This is a genomic window from Mesorhizobium sp. ESP-6-4, from assembly GCF_020164735.1.
Lineage (GTDB): Bacteria > Pseudomonadota > Alphaproteobacteria > Rhizobiales > Rhizobiaceae > Mesorhizobium.
Map to the genome: position 1 here is coordinate 162,070 of NZ_JAIUGS010000006.1, position 21,410 is coordinate 183,479.

Sequence of the window (21,410 nt, forward strand, 5' to 3'; positions counted from 1 at the left end):
AAATCATCCTTCCGGCGGGCAGTTCAACTCGAGCTTGGTGGCGAAGATCTTGCTCATGTTGGTGCCTGTCGGATCGTTGAAGAACGCCTCCGTCAGGGTCTTCTGGTTTTCCTTGATCGCCTCGTCAGGATCGGGCCGGATGACCTTTTTGGTGCAGGTCGAGGGCAGGCCTTCGACGGCAAGGTTGGCGTCGTCGGTGAAGTCGATCGCTGTATAGAAGGTCGGATCGTAGACGCCGATGTCGACTTTGCCGGCGAGCTTGATCGGGGTCTTCGGCTGCGACTCGAACAGGATGATCAGCTGGTCGTTGTCGAAGTTCGCCATCAGATGCGGCGGCGGCACCATCGGCACGTCCTTGCCGTCCTGGGTGACGAGCTGGAAATAGTTGAACTCGGCCAACGACGAATGAACGGTGTCGGCCACTTCCTTGAGCTCTTTGTCGTCAAGTTTCAGATCGGAGTTCTTGTCGAACTCCATCATCACCGTACTCGAAAACAGGTCGTCGAAGCGCCAAAGGTGGCGCAGCGCCGTCACACTTTGGTGATCCTGGCTGAGGATGACGTCGAGGCGAGCCTCGGCGAAAACATGCGGGTGCACTTCGGCCTGCTCGACCGAGGCGAACGTGGCCACTATGGCCGAAGCCAGCATGGCTGCTTGCCGTTTCAGATGCATTCCGGGCGCGATTCCATCGACTTCGGGAGTGAGGGCCCGAGAGTTAACATAAAGGGGGCGAAATTGGGACGCGGGTTATCACGCTGTGTCGCGCGTCTTGAACCACTGCACCAGGAAATCGACGAGGACCCTTACCTTGGCCGGCAGATAGCGGCGGTGCGGGTAGACGGCGAAGATGCCGGTCCCCGCCAGGAGACGATCGTCGAGCGCGGTGACCAGCTTGCCGGATGCGACGTCGGGGGCGGCGACGAAATCCGGCAGCATGGCAAAGCCCAGGCCGGAGAGCGCGGCGGCTCTCGCCACGATCGGGCTGTTGACCTCGATCGGGCCTGAAACGGCGACGCTGATGGAGTCCTCGCCCTCGCCCTTGAAGCGCCAGTTGGACAGCGAGCGGCCGTTGGTGTCGACGATGCAGGGCATGTTGGCGAGATCCTGCGGACGTGTCGGCTTGCCATGCTTGGCCATCAGCTCCGGCGACGCGCAAAGCCTGACCGAGAACGGCGCCAGCCGCCTGGCGATCAGCGAGGAGTTCTCCAGCCGCGAGATGCGCACGGCAAGGTCGAAACCTTCCTCGACGAGGTCGACGAAGCGGTCGTCGAGATGGATGTCGAGCACGATGTCGGGATGCTGCCTGGCGAAGTCGACCAGTGACTGGCCGATCGGGGCATCGGCGAAGGTGCGGGCGGCCGACAGCTTGATCCTGCCGCGAACGTCGCCGGAAGACTGGCGCACAGCCTCGGCGAGGCTGTCGACCTCGCGCACGATCTCGGAGGCGCGCTGATAATAGGTGTGGCCGGCTTCGGTCAGCGAGAACTGGCGCGTGGTGCGGTTCAAGAGCAGCGCGCCGAGCTCGTCCTCCAGCTCGCGCACATATTTCGACAAAAGCGCCTTGGAGCGGCCGATCTTGCGCGCCGCGGCCGAAAAGCCTTCCGCCTCGACCACGTCGATGAAGGCGCGCATGCGCGTCAATGTATCCATGGTCAGACCTTTCGTGCCGCGTCGAGAATCCTGCGGCCGAGCCGTATCAGGGCAACGTCGCTGCCGGAAGGGCCGAGCAGCGAAAGACCGAAGGGCGCGCCGTCGACGGAGCCGATCGGCAAGGTGATCTGCGGAAAGCCCGAGAGACCGGAAAGACACAAGAGATGCAGCGCCCTTTCGCGATAGGCCTGGAACTGTTCGGGCGTGCTTGAAGCGAGCGGCGCCGCGCCGGGAACGGTGGGCAGGACCAGAAAGCCGTTGTTGCCGAGCAGCGCCGCGAATTCGGCCCGGAACGCCAGGCGGCGCGCGGCTTCGGTGGCGGCAGTCTTGGCGTCGATGGTGCGGCCGAAGCCGAAACGCTCCTCGACGCCCGGGCTGAGCCGGCCGCCGGCCGCGATCCAGGGGCCATGCTCGCGCCAGGCCTCGAAGGCCTGCAAGCGGCGGAAGCACCAGTAAAGCTCGTCCGGGAAAGAGGCGAAGGCGTATTCGGTCTCTACCGGCTGCCCGATGACGCCGGCCGCCAGCGCCTTCATGCGCGCATATTCGGCGGCTTCGGCCGGACCGATGACGAAGGCATCAAGCCAGCGGATCGACAGCGGCCGGTTGAGCGGATGCTGGTGCGGGTCGCGGCCAAGCAGCAGCTTGCCGACCGCCTCATAGGTTTCGATGTCGTCGGCGAACCAGCCGAAAGTGTCGAAGCTCGATGCCAGCTTCATCGCGCCGTCGAGCGGAATGCGGCCATGGCTGGTGCGCAGTCCGATCAGGCCGCAGAAGCTCGCCGGCGCGCGGATCGAGCCGCCGGTGTCGGAGCCGGTGGCGATGTTCGCCAGCCCGCCGGCAACCGCGGCCGCCGAGCCGGAGGAGGAGCCGCCGGTGACGCGCTCGGGCGCGGCGGGATTGATCGGGTAGGGGAAATGCGCGTTCTGGCCGAACAGCGAGAAGGCCAGCTCGTCGGTCTGGGTCTTGCCGACGAATCGCGCGCCAGCGTCGAGGATCGTCTGCACCGCTTGCGCCGTGCGCGAGGCAGCGTGCGCCTCCTCGAATTTTTGCGGGTTGCCGCAGCCTGTGCGGTAGCCGGCAACGTCATAGATGTCCTTGACGGCCAGGCGAAGGCCTGCGAGCGGGCCCAATTCCGCATTCGCTACAGGCATTTGGCGCAGATCGAGGAAGGCGTTGAGCGGTGCTTGGGTTCCTGGCATCGTTCGATATCCGGATACAGTGCGGCAAGCATTGTTCGATGCCAGAAATTTTACAACCTGCGCTTACGATTTTTATTGATTGTGAAATCCTTCGCTCCTATATCGCGCTTGCCCAAAGTCGCACGTGCCTGTGGGTGTCCGCCGATCCTCGAATGGTGAGGGCAATCGGTAAGGTAACTGGAGCCAACCCCTCCAGTCGGTCAGTGGCCAACCACAAGACCGAGGACACCTTGAAGCAACGACGGTGCGGGCCTTTCTGGTTCTCTTCCGGTTGTCCAAAGACCGGGGTTACTAAAGAGGCACACCTTCATTGCCGGCAGTGCGGACGGGTCTCCCATCCAAGCCAAGGCAGACAAAGCGAACCGAGGCCGGGCAAGGCCAAGGTTCATCGCCGCGAGACGGCATTGCATGGTTCCGGGGTCTCCACCGGCTGGTCCCATGGATTTGACGTCCCGCCTTTGTCCACCGCGTGCTCGCGAGGCCGACAGCCCGCGTCCCGCAGCCTTATTGCACGCCGAAAGGCGTTATGGAGAGACCCGATGGCCACCCAGCGCATCCTTGATTTCCTCGCCACCCGACGTCCGAACGGCCCTTGCCTCGTCGTCGACCTCGATGTCGTGCGCGACAATTTCCGCGCCTTCGAGAAGGCGTTGCCCGATTCCAAGATCTACTATGCGGTGAAAGCAAACCCGGCGCCGGAAATCCTGCGCCTGCTTGCTGCGATGGGCTCGTCCTTCGACACCGCATCGGTTGCCGAGGTCGAGATGGCGATGGATGCCGGCGCGCCGGCGGACCGCATTTCCTTCGGCAACACCATCAAGAAGGAGCGTGACATCGCACGCGCCTACCAACTCGGCATCCGCCTCTACGCGGTGGACTGCGTCGAAGAGGTCGAGAAGATCGCGCGTGCCGCTCCCGGCTCGCGCGTGTTCTGCCGCGTGCTGACCGACGGCGAAGGCGCGGAATGGCCGCTGTCGCGCAAGTTCGGCTGCGTGCCGGCGATGGCCGTCGACGTGCTGCGTCATGCCAAGGGCCTCGGCCTCGATGCCTATGGCGTGTCGTTCCATGTGGGCTCGCAGCAGACCGACCTGGCGGCATGGGATCGCGCGCTGGGCGACGCCAGGAAGGTGTTCGCGACGCTCGCCGAGGAAGGCATCGTCTTGAAGATGGTCAACATGGGCGGCGGCTTCCCGACCCGTTACCTGAAGGACGTGCCGGCGGCTCAGGCCTACGGCCAGGCGATCTTCTCGGCCCTGCGCAAGCATTTCGGCAACGCGCTGCCCGAGACGATCATCGAGCCGGGCCGCGGCATGGTCGGCAATGCCGGCGTCATCAAGTCGGAAGTCGTGCTGATCTCGAAGAAGGCCGACAACGACAATGTGCGCTGGGTGTTCCTCGACATCGGCAAGTTCGGCGGTCTCGCCGAGACAATGGACGAGGCGATCCGCTATCCGCTGGTCACCCGCCATGACGGCTCGGAGACCGCGCCCTGCGTGCTCGCCGGCCCGACCTGCGATTCGGCCGACGTGATGTATGAGAAGACGCCTTATCCGCTGCCCTTGTCGCTGACCATCGGCGACGAGGTGCTGATCGAAGGCACCGGAGCCTACACGACCACGTACTCGGCGGTCGCCTTCAACGGCTTCGAACCTCTCCGATCCTACGTGATCTGAGCATTTCGCAAGAAACCGCTCAGATCAAACCGGCGCGGGCGCCTGTCGCCCGCCCGGGCTCGCTTGTGGGACAGATCTCCGCTCGTGAAGGATCGCGGACATGGAATACCTGACCAAATCGGCCTTCGCGGCCACTGAAATTGCCCCCTCGTCCGGACCGTTGGCTGAGCTTTTCTCCGCGGGGGAGAACGGCTCGACGGCAGCGCTTCTCGGCTCATTTTCTTACGGCGAACCGGTTTCCACTTCGCCTGAAAATGTGTTTGCGCCCTCCCTGGCCCTGCGGGCACAGGCTGGCTCGCGCGGCGCGCCGGACGAGGGGGCCGCCCAGGCGCCGGCCCTCGTCATTCTTGGCGAAGGCGCGGGCGACGTCGCGGCGCGCGAAGCGCTGCTCGACCGCGCCATGGGGCCGAAGCGCAAGAAGAAGTCATCCGAGAAGCTGCGGCGCGGCCGCCGGCCCTCGGAAGGCCTGGCCTTTGTCGCCCGCGATGCGTCGGGCGCGGTCGTCGGCACGGTGCGGCTGTGGGATGTGAGGTTGGGCGAGGGCGGTCCGGCAGCGCTGCTGCTCGGCCCGCTCGCGGTCGAGCCGGGATTGAAGAGCGGCGGCATCGGCTCGGCGCTGATGCGGCACGCACTCGCCGAAGCGGCGCGGCTCGGCCATGGCGCGATCCTGCTCGTCGGCGATGCGCCCTATTACGGGCGGTTCGGCTTCTCAGCCGACCGCACGGGGGCGCTTGCCATGCCCGGCCCCTATGAGCGGCACCGGCTTCTGGCGCTGGAACTGCAGGAAGGCGCGTTGGACGGCGCCAAAGGCACGATCAAGGCCGCCGGCCGCAAGATCAAAGGACAGGCGCTGGGTTTCGTCGCCTGAAGCCTTTGTTTTCACGCAATTCCGGACGGAAACCCGCTACGCACTTTTCCTGGAATTGCTTTAGGTTCGACAAAAACAGCAACGCCGCCCATCGGGCGGCGTTGCTGTTTTTGCGAAGGATCAGCCGAGCAGCTGGCTGAGCGCCATGGCGACGGTCATGTCGCCCTCGACCTTCAGCTTGCCGGACATGAAGGCCATGGTCGGATTGAGGTCGCCGGCAATCAGCGAATCCAGATCGTCGAGCGACAGCTTGACAGTGCAGTCGGTCGGCGCGTCGGTGGTCGAGACGGTCGCGCCGTCGATGACGATGACGCCGTCGCTGCCGGTGTCGAACTTGACCGAATGCTCGAAGCCGGCGCTTGCCACGCGCGACTTGATCTTGTCGGCAATCTCCTGAACGCCCATGGCGGTTCTCCTCGTTGGTTGCGTTGACGCGCACCGGCGCTTGGCCGCTGGGCGAGGTAGACGCGCCGCGCTCCAGCGCGACCACAGGCGCATATAGCTTCGAGTTGACGTTTACGTCAACGCGGTCACCATGCGTCATATCGCTTAGGGAAACTGGGCCATGTCTATCGCCGGCGCACGCGGCCAGGCAGTCAATGCTCCGGCGCCTGGAAAGGCTTGGTCATCGCCGCCGCGGTGTCGCCGGCATTCTTGCGGCGCCGAAGCGCGTTGTCGCGGATATCGTCCTTGGACAGGAAGTTGACCTGGTCGATCAGCACCTCGTGCACCAGCTCGACGCCGACGCGGGTGTTGATGGTGTCGCGGATCGACTTGCGGAAAGCGTCGAGATCGATCGATTCCTTCTTGGTGAAATCGATCTGCGGGTTGGAATAGAGATAGGAATAGACCTGGTCGGTCATCAGCGCCTGCGCCGGGATCGACAGCTTCTTTATCTGGTCCGGCTCCACCGTGTAGACGAGCTTGGTGAGGAAATAGCCCTCGATCGTGCCGTCGCGCAGCAGCGGCACCGAGATCATGTCGGTCTTGACATAGTCGAGGCCGCCCAGCATCGGCTTCGGCGGCTCGGCCGCGCCGCGCTGGCCCGCTGCCTGGAAGGAATAGAAGACCGCGCCGAGCGTCACGGCGCAGATCCACAGCGCGGCGGCGATGAATTTTATCACCGGGTCTGTCCTTGCGCCTCGATCATCTCAATCAGGCTCGCGCCATTCCGAACTCACCGGCCGAATAGGTGCCGTCGGTATCGGCGCGCTGGATGGCGTTCCTCAAAAGCGTGGCGACTTCGTTGACCGCGTTGAGATGGGCAAGGATCGCCGCCTCGTTCCTGGCCAGCTTCTGGCGCAGCCGCAGCAGGCCTTCGCGATGCTGCTCGAGGAATTCGATCTCGTTGGCGCCCTTCATGGCGCGGTTCAGCTCGTAGAGATACCGGCTCTTGCGTGCGTTCGAGGCCTTGAGATCATAGGCCGTTCCGCTGCGGATGCCGGCGGTTTCCTCGTCCACGACTTCCTCGATGCGGCCGATGATGGCGGCGAGGTTGCCGGGTCGCGCGGCGGCGGGCGCCTCCATTGCGCTGGTGCGTACGGGAAGGCTGGAAAGGTCCGTTTGGTCGGCCATGTAGGTCCCTAGATCTTGATATCTGTTTTTATGGTCGTCTCGTCGCCGGTCATCGACCGTGCTGCTTTGCGCTCAAGCTCCTCGATCATCGAGTTCGAAAGCCGGGTCTGCCGGTCGATCTCGGTTTTCTGCGCTCCACCGGCAATGGGGCCGACCGGCACCTTGTGCTTGCCGTCGAGATAATGGTCGGCAAGCATGGATCTGGCGATGCCGATGCCGCCATGCGCGGCCATGACATCGGCCACCTTTTCGGCGAGCTGCGACTTCCACATGTCGCCGGCCAGGCCCTTGCCGTAAACACCCTCGGTGTCCTTGGGCATCATGTTCTGGATGAAGGTGGTCAGCACCATCGCCTCGAAGCGCTGGAACTTCTTCGCCGGATTGGCGGCTTCCGCCTTGTCGGCCGTTGCGCGCGAGAGAATGGAGCCGGCATCGACCGTCGCGGATGGATCGACAGAGAAAGGCGCCGAGGTGCCATTCGCCCTTCTCGCGAGCGCCGCGCGCGCGGCCTCGACATCGGCCGGCTCCGCTGCGCGGGCAACGTCCATGACGATGTCGCTGGGTGGGGAAATGGCCAAGAAAGTCCGCCCTTTGCCGGTTTTGTTAGTTGCACAATGACTGAAGAAGCTTGTGGCAGGCTTGCGATGATCAGCCGTCGGAGGTTCGCTTCTGCATGATCAGATCGAGCCGCTCGCGGTCGGAGCGTTCGCGCTCGTCGCGGCGGCGCTCGTCCTTGTAGGCGCGCTCGACCATGTTGGTGCGCGCCGTCGCAGTGGCGATCAGCGATACTTCCTGGCGGGCGTTCTCGAGGTTCCGTTCCTGACGGCCGAGCGCGTCGGTGATGCGGCGGTGGTAGATTTCCGGAAAGAGGGAACCCAGCGAGCTGTCGGTGTCGAAGCGCTCGATCAGCTCCTTGGCCTCCGTTTCGGCCTTGACGGCGGCGGCGAGGAAGCCGGCATGGCGGGTCTCGTGCAGCGCTTTCAACTGCTCCTGCACCTTGACCAATTTCTTCAGGCGGTCTTTGCGCGCAGTCATGGCTATCTCGCCAGCGTGAGGTCGACGAAGCCGTCGACGAACAGCGACAGCAAGGTGCCGACGGCGAAATAGAAGATGATCATGCCGCCGGCGATGACGAAGGGCAGCGAGATGAAATAGACCGGGATCTGCGGCGTCAGCTTGTTGACGAAGCCGATCGTCAGATTGACCAGGATGGCATAGGCGACGAACGGGCTGCCGAGCCGAATGACCAGAAAGAACGCATCCGACACCGTGTCGGTGACGTCGACCAGGGCGGCCTGCGGGTTGAAGAACACGTTGACCGGAGCGACCTGGTAGGAGGCGACGAGCGCCTTGACGATCTCGTGGTCGAAGTCGAAGACGAAGAGCAGAAGCAGCGCCGAGAACGAGATGATGGCGGCAAGCGCCGCCTGCGGTTCCGGCTCCTCGATCGCCGGTCCGCCCGAGCCGCCATAGCCGATCAGCATGGCGATGGCCGAACCCATGAAGCGCAGCGCCTCCATGTAGAGCCTGGTCATGGCGCCGATCAGGCCACCGACCAGGAGCTCCGAGACGATCATCGGTGCCAGGACCTGCGGGCGCGGATCGACGAACGGGTAGATGCGGTCCCAAAGGAAAGCGAGCAGGCCGCCGGTGGCGGCGAGCGAAACGAACAGCCGGATCTGCAGCGGCACGCGGGCGCTGGACAGGCCGGGCATCAGCATGAAGCAGGCGCCGATACGGCAGAAGGCGAGGAAGGCGGCGATGACGACGCCTTGCGAGAGCGCGTTCACGAGATTGTTCCGAGCACCTTGATCTCGACGCCCTTGGCGATCTCGACATGGCTGAGAACGGGAAGCGTCGTGAACAGCCGCTCGATGATCATGCGTACATAGGGACGGGCGTCGGGCGCGGTGACGAGCACAAAACGCTCGCCGGCCTCGAGATGCTTGCGGATCGCCTTGGTGGCGTCCTGGCCGAATTCCTCGAGCTGACGCGGATCGATGTCGAACTCGCGCACCTCGCCCTTGGCGTCGCGTTTGAGGCTCTGATGGAAGGCCAGGTCCCAGCGGTTGCCCAGGCGCAGCACCTTGAGCGTGCCGCCTTCGGAGAGGTCGCCGCAGATCTGCTGCGCCATGCGGATGCGCACGTGCTCGACGATCTGCTCGGTGCGGCGCACATGCGGCGCGATCTCGGCGATCGCCTCGATGATCAAATGCAGGTTGCGGATCGAGACGCGCTCGGCGAGCAGCAGCTTCAGCACGGCCTGCAGGCCCGGATAGGAGATGTGCGAGGTGCATATCTCGTCGGCGAGCTTGCGGTATTCCGGGTCGAGCCGCTCCAGGAGCGCCTTCATGTCCTTGTAGGACAGAAGCTGCGGCAGGTTGTTGCGGATCACCTCGGAGAGATGCGTGAGCAGCACCGACATGTTGTCGGCGAAAGTGAAGTTCTCGCGTCTCAGATCCTCGGCGAAGGTTTCGAGCACGGAATAGGCGCGCATGCCGAAGGCCGGCTCGCGGATTTCCTCGCCGGGGATTTCCGGCACGCCGCGCGTGCCGAGCAGCACCATGATCTCGCCGACGCGCATCTGGTATTCTGCGACCACAGTGCCGTGCACCTTGATCTGATAGCTCTTCGGCGGGATGGCGAAGTCGTCGGCGACGCGCACCTCCGGCACCACGAAGCCATATTGCTGGGCGAATTTCTTGCGCATCTTCGACATGCGGAACACCAGTTCCTGATGCGCCACCATCAGCCTTGTCGAAAGCTGCTTGCCGATCAGAAGTTCGATCTCGGCAGTGACCAGCGAGGCCTTGACCGAGTTCTTCTCTTCCTCGACCTTGTTCGCCTTTTCCTGCGTCTTCAGGGCTTCGGCGGCGGCGCGCTCGCGGCTCAGGCGCAGCGGGATGATGTAGCCGAGGCCGGCCATGCCGCCGGCAAGCGCGAAGAAGGGGAACAGGGGCAGGCCGGGCATCAGGCCGAGGATGACCAGCAGCGAGGCCGCGACGTAGAGCGCGCGCGGATGCGCGCCGAGCTGGCCGAACACCGCCTGGTTGGTCGAGCCGCGCGTGCCGCCCTTGGAGACGAGCATGCCCGCGGCGAGCGAGACGATAAGCGCCGGGATCTGGGTGACGAGGCCGTCGCCGACCGACAGCTTGATGAAGACGTCGGCCGCCTGGCCAAGGCCCATGCCGTGGCGCAGATAGCCGATGGCGATGCCGCCGACGATATTGATGGCGGTGATGATCAGGCCGGCGATGGCGTCGCCGCGCACGAATTTCGAGGCGCCGTCCATCGAGCCGAAGAAGGAGCTCTCCTCCTCCAGCTCGCGGCGGCGCAGCTGCGCGGTCTTCTCATCGATCATGCCGGCGGAAAGGTCGGCGTCGATCGACATCTGCTTGCCGGGAATGGCGTCGAGTGTGAAGCGCGCGCCGACCTCGGCGATACGGGTCGCGCCCTTGGTGATGACGATGAAGTTCACCACGATCAGGATCATGAAGACGATGAGGCCGATGACGAAGTCGCTCGACATCACCAGCTTCGAGAAGCCCGAGATGACATAGCCGGCGGCATGCGTGCCCTCGTTGCCGTGCGACAGGATCATGCGGGTGGTGGCGATGTTGAGCGATAGCCGCAGCATGGTGGCGATGAGCAGCACGGTCGGGAAAGATGAGAAGTCGAGCGGCCGCTGGATCCACAGCGCCACCATCAGGATCAGCACCGAAAGCGCAATCGAGAAGGCAAGGCCAATATCGATGAGGAAGGCCGGAATCGGCAGGAACAGCACTGCGAGGATGAAGACGATGCCGAGCGCGAAGAAGATGTCACGGCCGTTCTTGACCGCCAGGCCGGACGGAAGTGTTTCGCTGATCGCCATGTCGTCCTCAAAATCCAGGCCGTCCGCCACGCACAGGGCAGGCCCTCGACCGTAGCCCTCCAAGCTTGCGCGAAGGTGGGAGAGCGGCTACGGCGCCTTAGCCACCTATCGGAAGGGAAAATCGCATGCTCCTGATCATTGGCACGGTCCGCTTGCCGCCCGACAGGCTAGACCAGGCAAAGCCGGCGATGCAGCGAATGATCTCGGCGAGCCGCGCCGAGCCCGGCTGCCTCGGCTATTCCTACGCGCAGGACGTGCTGGATGCCGGGCTCATCCATGTCTCGGAGGCCTGGAGCGACCGTGCCGCGCTCGAAACGCATTTCAAGTCGGCGCATATCGCCGAATGGCGCGCGAGCTGGGCCGAGCTCGGCATCGGCGAGCGCAAGCTCACGCTTTTCGAGACGGACGGCGGCGCGCCGACCTGATCGTGTGAGGCATTTACGGCTGTGCCGCCTCCGCGGTCGCGACGGCGACCAGCCAGCGCCGCACGGCGCGTTCCTCCTCGGCGGAGAGGCCGGCGGGCGGAGCTGCTGGCGATCTTCGTCGTACAAGACGATTCCGGCCCTTTCACCATACCGGTGCCCGACTAAGTCTATCTCCTGGTCACGCGGCAAGTCTTGCTTAAGACTAATGCGGCGCAACGCCAAAATGGCGCCACATGCGGTCGGCATTGCGGTTGCCACGCAAAGCCGCCGCGCGTATCAGGCACGGCAGTTCTTATCTTCGCATACCGGCGAGCCGCTTCGTTGCCTGCCAGAAACGACCCACAAGTTTACGCCCGCCGGCTTCGCGCGGTGCTGATCAGCTCGATCCCCGTGCTCGAGGCGCGCGGCATCGTGATCGTGCTGATGGCCGGCATGGTCGGCGTCATCGCGGGCGCGCTGGTCACCGGCATGAGCGCCTTGGTGCAAGGCATGCATTACCTGCTGTTCGACGTGCAGCCGGGCGGGCGGCTTTCGGCAATGTTCTCGCTCGCCGATCCGGTGCAGGCGATGTTCCCGGCGATCGGCGGCCTGCTGCTCGGCCTTTCCGTCATCTGGCTCAGAAAGCGCAAGTTTCGCACACCTGTCGACCCGATCGAAGCCAACGCGCTCTATGGCGGGCGCATGTCGCTCACCGATACTTTCATCATCGTGGCGCAGACGATGGTCTCAAGCGGCTTCGGCGCCTCGGTCGGGCTGGAAGCCGGCTACACGCAGATCGGCTCCGGCGTAGCTTCCCGGCTGGCGCGGGCCTTCCACCTGCGCCGCAATGACGTGCGCATTCTGGTCGGCTGTGGTGCGGCCGGCGCGATTGCCGCCGCCTTCGACGCGCCGCTGACCGGCGCCTTCTACGGTTTCGAGCTGGTCATCGGCATCTACTCCGTCGCCAATGTGGCGCCGGTGATGGCGGCGGCGATCGCCGCTTCGCTGACGGCGGAAATGTTCGGCGGCGTGCCGTTCCCGCTGGAACTCTCAGGTCTGCCGAATCTGACCGCCAGCGAATATGTGCCGTTCCTGCTGCTGGGGCTGCTCGGCGGGGCTGCCTCGATCGCGATCATGCATCTGGTGAGCATCGTCGAGCGGCTCTTTGTACGGTTGTCGATCGACGTATCGGTCAGGCCGTTCATCGGCGGCATCTTCGTTGGCTTGCTCGGGCTGGTCACGCCGCAGGTGCTCTCCAGCGGCCATGGCGCGCTGCACCGCGAGTTCGCCATGAATTATGCCCTTCCCGTGGTGGCGAGCGTCTTCGTGATGAAGCTGGCGGCCTCCGCCATCTCGCTCGGCTCGGGCTTCCGCGGCGGCCTGTTCTTCGCCTCGCTGTTCCTTGGGGCCTTGCTCGGCAAGGTCTTTGCCGGCGTCATGGCGCTGACCGCGCCGTCGGCTGGCATCGACCCGGCGGTCGCCGCCGTCGTCGGCATGACCTCGCTTGCGGTGGGCGTCGTCGGCGGTCCGCTGACCATGACGTTCCTGGCGCTGGAATCGACCCGCGACCTGACGCTCACCGGCGTGGTGCTGGCCGCCTCGATCATGTCGGCGATCCTGGTGCGCGAGACCTTCGGCTACTCCTTCTCGACCTGGCGTTTCCACCTGCGCGGCGAAACGATCCGCAGCGCCCATGACGTCGGCTGGATGCGCAGCCTCACCGTCGGTACGATGATGCGCAAGGACGTCCGCACCGTCCCTGCCTCGACCACGCTCTCCGAATTCCGCAAGGAGGTGCCGCTCGGCTCGGCGCAGCGGGTCATCGCCGTCGAGCAGGCCGACCAATATGTCGGCATGCTGCTGGTGCCGGAACTGCACAGCGATCGCTCTGATGGCGAAATGCCGGTGAGCACGCTCGCCCAGTTCAAGGACGCGGTGCTGGTGCCGTCGATGAATGTCCAGACCGCCGCCGAGACCTTCCAGCGCACCGGGGCCGAGGAACTGGCGGTGGTCGAGGATTTCGACGAGCGCATCGTGCTCGGCCTGCTCACCGAGAGCCATCTGATGCGCCGCTATGCCGAAGAGCTCGACAAGGCGCGGCGGGATCTTTCCGGCGAGGGCTAGTCGGTCGACGGCACAGCCACTCGCAAGCTCTACATGATCCAGAGCGCCGACTGATCGTCGACCCTTTGCACGCCGAAGCAGGCTTCGGACGACGTGCGATCAGTGATCGATCGGGCCTTTCGGCGAAACGAGCGTCGTGCCAGCGGTGGTCGGACGCTCGATCATGCGGCGCACGCGCGGTGGGTTGTCGCCGCTGTGCAGCGCGCGGATGCGTTCGCCGACCACGGCGTCGGCATGGGTGGCGCGCCGGTTGTGGCGGATATACTCGACCCAGGTCGGCGTGTGGTAGTGCTCGATCCACACCGACGGATTTTCGAGGTCGCGGGCCAAGGTCCAGTTGCGGGCGCCGTCACGGCGGCGGATGCGGCCGCGCTCGGCCATGGTCGCCAGGAATTCCGGTACGTCCTCCTCGCGGATAATATACTCGATCATGATGGCGATCGGGCCGCTGCGCGGCTTGAGGTCGAGCGCCAGCAGCGGTTCCTTGAAACGGTTGAGCGGATCGAGGTTGAGCACCGTCTGCCGCGGCAAGGGCAGGACGAAGCCGATGGCGCCGCCGGCGAGCATCGCGACCGCCGCAGCGGTCAACGCGGTCTCCGCGCCATGCGCGTCGGCGACGACGCCCCAGATCCAGCTGCCCAGCGCGATGCCGCCGAAGGTCGCCGTCTGGTAGATCGACAGCACGCGGCCGACCACCCAGCGCGGCGTCGACATCTGCACCGTGACGTTGAAATGCGAGAGCGCGATCACCCAGCAGGCGCCGCCGATGAGCAGGCCCGCCGATGTCTGCCAGGCATTGTGGCTTACGGCGGCGTTGAGGGCGCAGAGCGCGAAGCCGCTAAAGGCCATGCGCACCATCGTCTCGCTGGACAGCAGCTGCCTGAGCCGCACGCTGATCAGCGCGCCGCCGACCGCGCCGATGCCGAAAGCGCCGAGCATGATGCCGTAGGTCAGCGCATCGCCCTTGACGACATCGCGCGCCACCAGGGGAAGAAGCGCCAGCACCGCGCCGGCGCTGAAGCCGAAGGCCGAACCTCGGACCAGCACCTTGGCGATGTTGGGCGACATGGCGACATAGCGCAGGCCGGCGCCCATCGCCGCGCCGAGCGACTCGCGCGGCAGGGTTTGCTCGGGCAGCGCCGGCTTCCAGCGGGCGAGCACGACGATCAGACCGATATAGCTCACGGCGTTGGCGGCGAAGGCGGCCGCCGCACCCGCGGCGGCGACGATGACGCCGCCGATGGCCGGGCCGACACTGCGGGTGATGTTGAAACCCAGCGAATTGAGCGCGACCGCCGCCGGCACCTTGGCGCGCGGCACCATGTCACCGACCGAGGCCTGCCATGACGGGCTGTTCAGCGCCGTGCCGCTGTCGATCAGGAAGGTGAAGGCAAGCAGCGTCCAGGGCGTCATCCAGCCTTGCCAGGTGAACAAGGTCAGCAGCGCCGAGACGACCAGCATGAAGGTCTGCGCCACCAGCATCACCTTGCGGCGGTTGAAGCTGTCGGCGATGGCGCCGGCAACGAGCGCGAACAGCATGATCGGCAAGGTAGTCGAGGCCTGGACCAGCGCCACCTGGTAGGGCGAGGTGGCGATCGTGGTCATCATCCAGGCGGCGCCCACGCCCTGGATCAGGCCGCCGAAATTCGACACCAGGCTGGCCGACCAGACGGCGCGGAAGATGCCGTGCCGGAACGGCGCCAGCGCGGAGACGCGTTCGCTTTCCGGCTCGTCGTCAATCATGGTTGCGCCTTCATCCGCTATAGAGGCTCGCCGCGCCCGCGCAGGCGGGCGACTCGCCAAAGAGTGCGACCCAACAACAGGATGGCAAAGGCGAAAATGCGTCGGCGAAGCTTTAAGCCAAGCATCTGGCCTGTCTGGACCAACTTTGGGTTATTTCGCGCCTCTCTCCTCGGCATGCAGGGCCTCGGTCAACGCGCCTGTTGTCTCGCCATTCATGTAAAGCCTGAGCAGCATTTCCATGCCGACGAGACGCAGGCGCGACGTTTCCTGGCTGCTTGCCATGTCGATCAGGTCGTCCAATTCGGAAGCAGACCATTTCATCGCGTCGCGCAGCAGGCCACCGCGCAGCAGGCCCTGCGTGCCAGCCGAAAAAGCGGCATCCATCTCGAAGCCGTTCTTTGCGGCGCGAATGTTTTCGCGCGGCAGATGGCGTTCGGCGACCTTCTTGAGCAGCCACTTGCCGGTCCCGTCGCGGTATTTCTGCCGGCGCGGCAAATGAAGGGTGAAGTCGATCAGCCGGTTCTCGAGGAACGGCACCCTGAGCTCGACGGACGCCGCCATGCTCAACCGGTCGTGCCGGTGCAGCAGGTCCTGCAGATGCGAGTAAAGGTCGTAAAAACAGCTTGCCAGGAAGGCGCGATCGCCGGGCGGCGCGACGCCGTCCAACCTGTCGAACAGCTTGGTCTGCAGGAAATTCAGCTCGGGCGACAGGGCTCTGAGCGCCATGGCGCGGTCCGTCGGCGAGCCGCGACCGATCGAGTTGCGGAACGGGGCGCGGCGCAATTCAGCGAATTTGCGGTCACGCCCGGCCTTCGACCGGAACAGGCGCTGCAGCCAGGACTGGCGCCAGAGCCTGACCGTCGATGCCTGCCATTTGTAGCCGCCGAAAAGCTCGTCGGAACCCTCGCCGGTCAGCAGCACCTTGACGCCATCGGCGCGGCACTGCTCGGCAAGCGCCAGCAGCGCCGCGTGGCTGGCATGCCAGCCGTCGGTTTCGAGGTGCCAGACCGCGCGCGGCCAGAGCTCGAGGAACCGGTCCTTGTCCAAAGGCACCCGGCGCAGGCTGGCGCCGACATGCCGACCGGTCCGCTCGGCATCCTCGACCTCGCTGCGGCCGAGCTTCGGGTCGACGACGTAACCATGCATCTCAGGCCTGAAGCGTTTGGCAAGCGCGGTGATCAGGCCGGAATCGATGCCACCGCTGCAGGCAGTGGCAACGCTGGTATCGGCGATGCAATGCAGCTCGACACTTTCGTCGAGCAGTGTCCGGAGCGTCGCCATATGTTCGGCGTCGGATGTCTTGTCGCCGGCGATGCGCGCGGTCTCGAGGACGTCGAGAACGTGCCAGAAGCGGCGCTTCTCGATGCCCTGCGCCGTGATCTTCCAGAGGCCGGCCGGCGGCAGGCGCTCGATGCCGTCGAAGACGCTGTAGCTCGAATCGCGGCTCTGCCAGGCCAGCCGCAGCGTCAGCTCGCGCGTGTCGATCCGGCGGGTAAAGTCGTGGCAGGCGAGGATCGCCTTGTCCTCTGAGGCGAACAGCAGTCGGTCGCCGGTCTCGGCGACCGACATCGGTTTGATGCCCAGCCTGTCCCTGGCAAGCCACAAGGCGCCGGCGCTGGCATCGAAATAGGCGAAGGAGAACATGCCGTCGAACAACGGCACCGCCTTTTGCGGGCCCCAGTGATGCAGGGCCTGAAGCACCACCTCGGTGTCGGACACCGTGCGGAACGTCAGGCCTTCCGCCTCCAGCGACTTGCGCAACGAGCGAAAATTATAGACCTCGCCATTGTAGCACAGCACACCGTCGCCGGATGCGGTCAACATCGGCTCGCGCGCCGCGGGCGATGGGTCGATGATGGTCAGCCGGCGATGGCCGAGCGCCAGGCGGGCGTCGTTCCAGTTGCCGTGATCGTCGGGGCCGCGATGCGCCAATGCCTGCATCATGCGCGCGACGTCGCGACAATCGCCGCTGCCGATCGGATCGCGCTTTCGCCAGACGCCGGCTATTGCGCACATGGCCCGCCGGCCGTTCTTGCCTGATGCATCGCTTCCTGAAAGTGGCTTAGGACAAGGGCGCCGACCGATGCCGGCGCGCTTCACAATCTAGCTGCTACAGATGCCGCTGCAAGATCATCCGGGTCGGGGCGGAGCCAACCCGACGCTCGCTGCCTTGCGTCAGAAGCCGTGCTCGATGCGCTCGAAGATGACGTTGGTGAAGGCCGAGATCTGGCCGCCGATGAAGGGGCCGGTCAGCGCCACCACGAGCATGATGGCGACGATCTTCGGCACGAAGGTCAGCGTGATTTCCTGAATCTGGGTCAGCGCCTGGATGAGCGCGATGCCGATGCCGACGACCATCGCCACCAGCACCACGGGAGCGGAAGCGGTAAGAACCGTCCACACGGCGTACTGGACGATGTCGAGGGCATCGGCCTCGTTCATGGCTGACCTCTCGCGAGCCCGCTAAAGCGGGTCGCATGAAAAACAGTTCACGCGACCTGTTTTTGGTTTTGATTTAAGCATGTCTTTGCCCCGAAACCGGATCTACTTTCGTGAGACATGCTCAGGCGGCCGGCTTGATCGACACGCCCGCGCCGACGGGAACCTCGGTGCCGTCCTGCAGCACGGCGATCAGGCCGCTGCTGGAGAGCGTCACCGAAGCCACCGTTCCGGTTGTTTGGCCGTCAGCCGAGGTGATCGAGCGGCCGATCAGCGCGTCGGCCTGCGACAATGCCGAGGACTGCATGATCTGGTCGAGCTTGGTGTTGCTCTGCACCGACTGCTCGACTTGGGAGAAGGTGGCGAGCTGCGCGACATATTGCGTGGAATCCATCGGCTTGGTCGGATCCTGGTTCTTCATCTCGGCGATCAGGAGCTTCAGGAACGACTGGTAGTCAACCGCCGTCTTGGAAGTCTTCTGGCTGGCCTGGTTGGCGCCGACCGGGATCGTTGTCGTCATGTCGACGGCCATCTTATGCTCCTACAGCCAGTGCGCGCGGCGTTTGGGAAATGTCGTCATCGTCTTCGAGCACCCTGCGCTCGAGCGGATAGAGCGCGCGGATCGCTTTCAGCGCCTCGTAGATCTCATCCTCGCTGACCATCCGGTCGATCTGCTTCAGGCTCTTGCAGATGTCCTGGTTGTCGAAGCTTGCGATCAGCATCGGCAGCGAGCGGCGGAACATCTCGCGCGCCTCGGGGGCGCCGAGCGGGTTGATCAGCATGATCTGCACGATGAAATAAAGCTGCCTGAGCGGCGTAGAGGCCTGATCGGCCTGGAGGACGTGGCTTTCGAGCAGGAACTGCACGTCGTTCATCAGCTCGATGGTGACCTTGCGGTCGACGCGGATGACCGCGCCGTTGATATAGATCTTCTCGTTGGGCTTTAGTGAGATCTTCAGCGTGTTGGTCATTGGATGCCGTCTCGGATGATCTGGGAGACCTCGATCAGTCCTTCGAAATTGTTGGTGCGGCCCTGGCGGATGTCTTCCGTCTCGCGCAGCAGCCATAGGCCGATCGAGATCAGGTTGGCGCGCAGTTCCTTGGGCAGGGCGTTGTCGCTGGAGCCGAGATCCTCGACGAAGGTGGTCCAGATGCGGTTGGTGAAATGCAGCGCCTCGACGGCTTCCATCGACTCGGTGCCAACGGCTGCTGCCGCTGCCAGCATGTCGATCGACCGGGTGAGCAATTGCCGCTCCCGGTCCTTGGCATCGGCGACGGAGTCGGTCTGGATGTCGGCGTAGGAGAATTGATACATCGTCGGCGCTCTGGCGTTCCGGTTTACGTGTTCAAGTCAGATAATTCAGCAGGCTGAGCTGCTGCAGACGCGCGGTCAAGGCGAAGGAGGTCTCGATATGCTGCGTCAGGTCGGCGACCCGGGTAGCGGCTTCCGCGGGATCGACGCCTTCGAGATCGACGATATGCTTCTCGAACAGGTCGACCTGGGTTTTCATGCGGTCGCTGGCGTCGGATACGCGCTGCTGGGCAAGGCCCGTTTCGGCCCGCACCTGGGTAATGCCGCCGATGGCTTCGCCGACCAGCGCCTGCGCGCGGCTGACGACGGCGTTCTGGGCGGCCTCGCTGATGCTGCCGGTAAGCAGGCTGCTGACCATGGCGGACGCCATGGCGAGCTTGCGGATGCCCTGTTCGTTGGCGCTGACCGAGGTCTGGGTGGTTTCGTTGAGCGAGATGCGGCTGGTGATCTGCTCATCGGTGGCGCTCGACCAGTTGGCCTGCCAGCCGGCGCCCAGGAATTGCGGCTCGACCTTGGTGGTGATGAAGTCGTCCATCTGGGCAGCGGTGATGTTGGCCGCCGCCGGGTCGGTCTGGGCAAAACCGAAATAGCTCGTGAAGGCCGCATCGAAGGCGGCCCTGGCCGGCGAGCCCGTGGCGTTGAAATCGTCGATCGGCTTGACATCGGTGTTGGTGCCGGCAAACAGATATTCGCCGTTGACGCTGGTGTTGAGGATACCCGTCATCTGCTGCAGCGCCGAGGCGCCGGCGGTCTGCAGGATGCTGGTCGAGGAGTCGCCCGACACGCCGCTGGTCAGTGCCGACAGGAAGCTCTGCGCGGCACCGGCGATCTGGCCGAGCGAATCCTGGGTCGATGTCAGTCGCGCGGTGACGAGGGCGTTGGAATCGACGATGCCGTTCAGCCGGTCGAGGTCGCGCTGGAAGGTGACGGCCTGGGTCGTGCGCCCGCCCAGCGCCAGACCGACATCCGCGACCTTGCCGGTCGTGGATTCCGTCGTCGCCTTCACAAGGTCGGCCTGCATTTTCGCTTGCTGGTAACGCAGGGCGTTGGAGATGGCGGCTGAGGAAACGGCTGTCGCTCTCATGAATTATCCTACCGCGCTCATCAGGGCGTCCAGCATGTCGCTCACGGTCTTCATCATATGCGCCGAGGCCTGATAGGTGTGCTCGAGGTCGAGAAGCAGGGACATCTCCTGGTCGACATTGACCCCGGTATCGTTGGACAGCGCCTCGGCCGTTCGCGCTGCCAGCGCCTGCTTGCTGTCGGCGTTGGTCGAGGCCTGCTGGCGCACGCCTTCGAACCAGCCGATGGCATTGGCCGCGTAATCGGAGACGCCGGAGCTGACGGCGATGCCGGCCGAGGCATCGAAGGCCATCGGCTGATCGAGCTTGTTGCCATAGCTGATCAGAAGGTCCGAATAGGATGCGTTGCCGGTGTTGACGACATAGGCCGCGCCGTTGGCGCCGCCGTCGCGCAACAGCGCGGGATTGCCGCCAGCGCTCGGATCGAAGGCGGCGTTGACGCCGATCGATCCGGCGAGGCCGTCGACCAGGGTGCCGGCGGCCGGGATTGCCGGCGCGCCGGACCATGTGAACAGGCCGGCCGCATTGGGCTGCGATGGCGCGGTTTCGGCAAATGCGGTGATAAGGCCGCGCGCGATCTCGTCGAGCTGGCTCTGCATGGTCGAGGCGACGCCGTCGCGCAGCTTCAGCAGGCCCGCAAGCTTGCCGTCGGCGGTCGCGTTGTCGCCAGTGCCGGCCGAGACCGGCACGTTGTCGATGTAGACCGTGTTGCCGGGCGTGCCGGCCGAATAACCGGCCGACGGCGCGAAGGTCACCGAGCGCGGCACGGTCTCGAACAGCGTTGTGCCGTCCTTGGTGGTGACGACCATGTCGTTGTCGCCGCGCGTGAAGGTCGATACCGGGACATATTCCGATATCTTCTTCAGGAGGGCGTCGCGCTGATCGAGCGCGTCGGACACGTCGGTGCCAGATCGCGTGCCGGAGATGACGGCCTTGTTGGCGTCCTGGAACTGGCCGAGCAGGGAGTTGAGGTCGTCGACGGCGGTGGCGATCTGGCTGTCGGCCTGAGTGCGGAAGTCCTGGATCGCCTTGGTGCCGCTGTTGAGAGAATTCACCACCTGCTTGGCGGCATCGATGACGCTGGTGCCGAGGGTCTGGTTCGATGGCGTCGTGGCGTAAAGCTGCAGAGATTGTTGCAGCTTGGCGATGGCCGTCGAGGGAGACGACGCGTTGTCGACCCCGTTGACCGACAGTTCGAGTTGATCCATGCCGTTGTAAAGCGCGCTCTGGCCGCTCCATGCCGACAGCGCCGAAAGGTTCTGGCGGAACAGGAGCTCGTTCGCGGCGCGTTGGATTTCCACCGCCCGGGCGCCCGGCGCCGTGCTGGTCACCACGGCGATGCGGCGGGTATAGTCAGGGTTCGACGCGTCGGCCACATTGCGCGATACGACGCTGGTCTGCTTGGACGTGGCCAGGAGCGCGGATTGGGCAATGCTTAGTGCGGAGGAAAGCGACATGCTGATCTTT

Annotated in this window: 22 protein-coding genes; 4 read left to right on the plus strand and 18 right to left on the minus strand. The window is 64.8% G+C overall.

Features of this window, described 5'->3' with window-relative positions; genetic code table 11:
• Positions 1–3 precede the first annotated feature (3 nt).
• From LB523_RS14225 to LB523_RS14235, 3 genes are all read right to left on the minus strand, one after another.
• Positions 4–672 carry a DUF1007 family protein gene (locus LB523_RS14225; protein ID WP_095766709.1) on the minus strand — a complete coding sequence of 223 codons (669 nt, stop codon included), beginning with the start codon at positions 670–672 and terminating at the stop codon, positions 4–6.
• 78 nt (positions 673–750) lie between these two features.
• Positions 751–1,650 (minus strand): LysR family transcriptional regulator, encoded by a 900-nt coding sequence (locus LB523_RS14230; protein WP_095766348.1) that lies wholly within the window; start codon positions 1,648–1,650, stop codon positions 751–753.
• Positions 1,651–1,652: 2 nt separating this feature from the next.
• Complete coding sequence (locus LB523_RS14235; protein WP_224603419.1) at positions 1,653–2,849, minus strand: amidase; 1,197 nt, start codon at positions 2,847–2,849, stop codon at positions 1,653–1,655.
• Between the two features lie 539 nt (positions 2,850–3,388).
• Here LB523_RS14235 and odc2 point away from each other — a divergent pair.
• Both odc2 and LB523_RS14245 read left to right on the plus strand, forming a co-directional pair.
• The gene (odc2, locus tag LB523_RS14240; RefSeq protein WP_224603421.1) at positions 3,389–4,522 is read left to right on the plus strand and encodes an ornithine/lysine decarboxylase; all 1,134 of its coding nucleotides are present in this window, start codon (positions 3,389–3,391) and stop codon (positions 4,520–4,522) included.
• Between the two features lie 343 nt (positions 4,523–4,865).
• Positions 4,866–5,390 (plus strand): GNAT family N-acetyltransferase, encoded by a 525-nt coding sequence (locus LB523_RS14245; RefSeq protein ID WP_224524642.1) that lies wholly within the window; start codon positions 4,866–4,868, stop codon positions 5,388–5,390.
• Positions 5,391–5,510: 120 nt separating this feature from the next.
• Here LB523_RS14245 and LB523_RS14250 read toward each other — a convergent pair whose 3' ends face one another.
• The 7 genes from LB523_RS14250 to flhA all read right to left on the minus strand — a co-directional run bounded on the left by LB523_RS14250 (position 5,511) and on the right by flhA (position 10,839).
• On the minus strand, positions 5,511–5,795 hold the full coding sequence (locus LB523_RS14250) for an SCP2 sterol-binding domain-containing protein (RefSeq protein ID WP_027165149.1): 285 nt from the start codon (positions 5,793–5,795) through the stop codon (positions 5,511–5,513).
• A gap of 191 nt (positions 5,796–5,986) precedes the next feature.
• A complete protein-coding gene (locus LB523_RS14255; protein ID WP_140842088.1) occupies positions 5,987–6,514 on the minus strand; it encodes a hypothetical protein in 528 nt (175 codons plus the stop codon).
• A gap of 31 nt (positions 6,515–6,545) precedes the next feature.
• Positions 6,546–6,965 (minus strand): hypothetical protein, encoded by a 420-nt coding sequence (locus tag LB523_RS14260; RefSeq protein WP_224603422.1) that lies wholly within the window; start codon positions 6,963–6,965, stop codon positions 6,546–6,548.
• An 8-nt stretch (positions 6,966–6,973) separates the two neighbouring features.
• The gene (locus tag LB523_RS14265) at positions 6,974–7,543 is read right to left on the minus strand and encodes a rod-binding protein (protein ID WP_224603423.1); all 570 of its coding nucleotides are present in this window, start codon (positions 7,541–7,543) and stop codon (positions 6,974–6,976) included.
• 70 nt (positions 7,544–7,613) lie between these two features.
• Positions 7,614–8,000 carry a hypothetical protein gene (locus LB523_RS14270; protein WP_095766354.1) on the minus strand — a complete coding sequence of 129 codons (387 nt, stop codon included), beginning with the start codon at positions 7,998–8,000 and terminating at the stop codon, positions 7,614–7,616.
• A gap of 2 nt (positions 8,001–8,002) precedes the next feature.
• Complete coding sequence (fliR, locus tag LB523_RS14275; RefSeq protein ID WP_095766355.1) at positions 8,003–8,755, minus strand: flagellar biosynthetic protein FliR; 753 nt, start codon at positions 8,753–8,755, stop codon at positions 8,003–8,005.
• Positions 8,752–10,839, minus strand: coding sequence for a flagellar biosynthesis protein FlhA (flhA, locus tag LB523_RS14280; protein ID WP_095766356.1), 2,088 nt, complete (start codon positions 10,837–10,839; stop codon positions 8,752–8,754). The genes fliR and flhA overlap by 4 nt, the downstream gene beginning before the upstream one ends.
• A 125-nt stretch (positions 10,840–10,964) precedes the next feature.
• Between flhA and LB523_RS14285 the strand changes: the two genes are divergently transcribed.
• Both LB523_RS14285 and LB523_RS14290 read left to right on the plus strand, forming a co-directional pair.
• On the plus strand, positions 10,965–11,264 hold the full coding sequence (locus LB523_RS14285; protein ID WP_224603424.1) for a putative quinol monooxygenase: 300 nt from the start codon (positions 10,965–10,967) through the stop codon (positions 11,262–11,264).
• Between the two features lie 321 nt (positions 11,265–11,585).
• Positions 11,586–13,367, plus strand: a complete 1,782-nt coding sequence (locus LB523_RS14290; protein ID WP_224603425.1) for a chloride channel protein — start codon at positions 11,586–11,588, stop codon at positions 13,365–13,367.
• A gap of 99 nt (positions 13,368–13,466) precedes the next feature.
• Here the strand turns inward: LB523_RS14290 and LB523_RS14295 are convergent, their stop codons facing one another.
• The 8 genes from LB523_RS14295 to flgK all read right to left on the minus strand — a co-directional run bounded on the left by LB523_RS14295 (position 13,467) and on the right by flgK (position 21,400).
• Positions 13,467–15,110 (minus strand): MFS transporter, encoded by a 1,644-nt coding sequence (locus LB523_RS14295; protein WP_224603426.1) that lies wholly within the window; start codon positions 15,108–15,110, stop codon positions 13,467–13,469.
• 150 nt (positions 15,111–15,260) lie between these two features.
• Complete coding sequence (gene asnB, locus LB523_RS14300; protein WP_224603427.1) at positions 15,261–17,126, minus strand: asparagine synthase (glutamine-hydrolyzing); 1,866 nt, start codon at positions 17,124–17,126, stop codon at positions 15,261–15,263.
• Between the two features lie 159 nt (positions 17,127–17,285).
• Positions 17,286–17,552 (minus strand): flagellar biosynthesis protein FliQ, encoded by a 267-nt coding sequence (fliQ, locus tag LB523_RS14305; RefSeq protein ID WP_095766361.1) that lies wholly within the window; start codon positions 17,550–17,552, stop codon positions 17,286–17,288.
• A gap of 121 nt (positions 17,553–17,673) precedes the next feature.
• Positions 17,674–18,081: a flagellar hook assembly protein FlgD gene (flgD, locus tag LB523_RS14310; protein WP_224603428.1), complete on the minus strand. Its 408-nt coding sequence runs from the start codon at positions 18,079–18,081 to the stop codon at positions 17,674–17,676.
• A gap of 1 nt (position 18,082) precedes the next feature.
• Entirely contained in the window at positions 18,083–18,520 is a 438-nt protein-coding gene (gene flbT / locus LB523_RS14315) for a flagellar biosynthesis repressor FlbT (protein WP_224603429.1), read from the minus strand.
• The gene (gene flaF, locus LB523_RS14320) at positions 18,517–18,864 is read right to left on the minus strand and encodes a flagellar biosynthesis regulator FlaF (protein ID WP_040989989.1); all 348 of its coding nucleotides are present in this window, start codon (positions 18,862–18,864) and stop codon (positions 18,517–18,519) included. The genes flbT and flaF overlap by 4 nt, the downstream gene beginning before the upstream one ends.
• Positions 18,865–18,895: 31 nt before the next feature.
• The gene (locus LB523_RS14325; protein ID WP_224603431.1) at positions 18,896–19,945 is read right to left on the minus strand and encodes a flagellar hook-associated family protein; all 1,050 of its coding nucleotides are present in this window, start codon (positions 19,943–19,945) and stop codon (positions 18,896–18,898) included.
• A 3-nt stretch (positions 19,946–19,948) separates the two neighbouring features.
• Positions 19,949–21,400: a flagellar hook-associated protein FlgK gene (flgK, locus tag LB523_RS14330; protein WP_095766365.1), complete on the minus strand. Its 1,452-nt coding sequence runs from the start codon at positions 21,398–21,400 to the stop codon at positions 19,949–19,951.
• Between the last annotated feature and the right edge of the window lie 10 nt (positions 21,401–21,410).